Here is a 2,353-nt window from a genome sequence, read left to right as displayed (position 1 = left end):
GCCCGGCCGCGCTGGACGTCACGGTGCGGCGGCACCACTACGACGACGGACCGCTGGTGCTGGCCGACGTCGAGCTGCGCCTGGCGCCGGGGGAGCGGGTCGCGCTGGTCGGCGCCAGCGGCGCCGGCAAGAGCACGCTCGCCGGCATCGCCGCCGGGATCATCGCGCCCACCGACGGATCGGTACGCCTCGACGGCGCGCCGCTGACCGGCACGGGCGAGGCCACCTCCCGGCGGGACGTGGCACTGGTCAGCCAGGAGGTGCACGTCTTCGCCGGCCCGCTGGCCGAGGACCTGCGCCTGGCCGCCCCGGAGGCGACCGACGCCGAGCTGCTCGACGCGCTGGAGCGGGTCGGCGCCACCACCTGGCTGCGTGCCCTGCCGGACGGGCTGGCGACGCCGGTGGGCGAGGGCGGCCACCGGCTCACCGCCGCCCAGGCCCAGCAGGTCGCCCTGGCCCGGCTGGTGCTCACCGCGCCCGCCGTCGCCGTGCTCGACGAGGCGACCGCCGAGGCGGGCAGCGCCGGGGCCCGCGACCTGGACCGGGCGGCCCTCGCGGCCACGCAGGGGCGGACCACGCTGATCGTGGCGCACCGGCTCAGCCAGGCGGTGAGCGCGGACCGGATCGTGGTGCTCGACCACGGCCGGATCGTGGAGCAGGGCACGCACGAGGAACTGCTCGCGGCCGACGGCCGGTACGGCCATCTCTGGCGTTCCTGGCGCGTCCCGGTATGATCACCGCCCGCTCCACCGCCCAGGCGAGGTGACCATGACCGACCTGCCGACCCGCTTCGTGCTGTTCCCGGGGCGGCACCACCTGCTGACCCGGTTCCAGGCCGACTACCTGAGCCGGCTCGCCGGTGACGAGGCCACTGTGGTCTGGGCGGTGACGTCGGCCAACCACGAGAACACCAGGCGCAACCCGGTCGCGTACCACAGGCGGGAGGCCGCGATCGAGCGGTTCAGCGTGCTGACCGGGTTGCGCTCGCTGGCCGTGCCGATCTTCGACACCGCGTACACCGACGCGTTCGCCGAGGTCACGCTCAAGAGCATCGCGGTGGCCACCGGACTCGAACTCACCCCCGCCGACACGGTGGTGGCCTGCTCCACGCCGGAGGTCGCCAAGCTGTACGAGCGGCTCGGCTTCGCGATCGCGCTGGTCGAGGCCGACCCGGACCTGCCCGAGACCCCGGAACGGCCGTGGGACGTGCTGCTGCGCCTGGCCGCCGGCGACGAGAGCTGGCGGACGCTCACCCACCCGGCGACGATCGACGTGTTCGAGCGCTACCGCCTGGTCGAGGCGATCCGGTCGGTGGTGAACGACCCGCTCGTCGGCGACGAGGGCGGCCTCACCGTCACCCGCGACTACCGCACCTACGTGGAGGCGTTCGCCTCCGCCGCCGAACGCAAGTGGGACTCGGTGCGCCGGTACGTGCAGCCCGGCCGCATCGTGGACATCGGCTGCGGCGCGGGCGCCGTCCTGGAACTGGCCGACCGGGAGGCCACGCTGCGGGAGAGCGACCTGATCGGCGTGGAGGTGGCCCGTCACCTCTACCAGGAGTGCCTGCACAAGAAGGCGCAGGGCGTGTTCCGCAACGCCAACGTCTACTTCTTCCACCGCAACGTCCTCGGCGGCGCGGTGTTCAAGGACCGCTCGGTGGACACCACGCTCACCTTCGCGCTGACCCACGAGATCTGGTCGTACGGGCGGCAGCGGGAGTCGCTGCTCCAGTTCGCCCGCCGCATCCACGACCACACGGTGCCGGGCGGCGTCTGGATCAACAGTGACGTGTGCGGGCCGGACGAGCCGGAGCGGCCGGTGATCCTGCGACTGACCGGCGACGACGGCGACAACCCGGCCTCGCCCCGCCGTGACCTGGCCGACCTGTCCTCGGCCGAGGTCCGGCGGTACGTCTCCGGACTGTCGACGCGGGCCCGGCTGGACCAGTTCGCCGTGGACTTCGCGTTCGGCTTCGCGTACGAACCACTGGCCGACGGCGCGGTCCGTCTCGGCCTGGGCGCGGCGATGGACTACCTGACCCGCAAGGACTACACCGACAACTGGCTGTCGGAGACGAAGGAGCAGTTCTGCGGCCTGAGCTTCGCCGACTGGTCGGAGCTGCTCACCGAGGCCGGTTTCGAGATCGGCCCCGCCTCGGCGCCGGTCCGCAACGACTGGGTGATCGACAACCGGATCGCGCCCGTCGCGTCCCTGACCGACCTGGACGGCCGGCCGCTGGACTGGCCGACCACCCACGTCCTCACCGTCGCCCACCGCCGGTGAGCACCGCCGTGCGGCCGGGGAAGACGAGGTCACGCATCGGTTCCTCCCGAGGTGGTGGCCGCCGTGGCGG

General features: G+C 73.4%; 2 protein-coding genes. Both read left to right on the top strand.

Annotation, left to right across the window (positions count from 1 at the left end):
* The coding region (locus AC2CHG_RS31075) for an ATP-binding cassette domain-containing protein (RefSeq protein WP_484526168.1) at positions 1 to 734 on the top strand (734 nt) is incomplete at its 5' end.
* Positions 735 to 768: 34 nt separating this feature from the next.
* On the top strand, positions 769 to 2,283 hold the full coding sequence (locus AC2CHG_RS31070; protein WP_484526167.1) for a class I SAM-dependent methyltransferase: 1,515 nt from the start codon (positions 769 to 771) through the stop codon (positions 2,281 to 2,283).
* The last annotated feature ends 70 nt before the right edge of the window (positions 2,284 to 2,353 follow it).

This window comes from Micromonospora sp. ATLC20, assembly GCF_057196585.1.
Note: the sequence above shows the minus strand (reverse complement) of the source record. Positions and strands in the feature narration are given on the sequence as shown.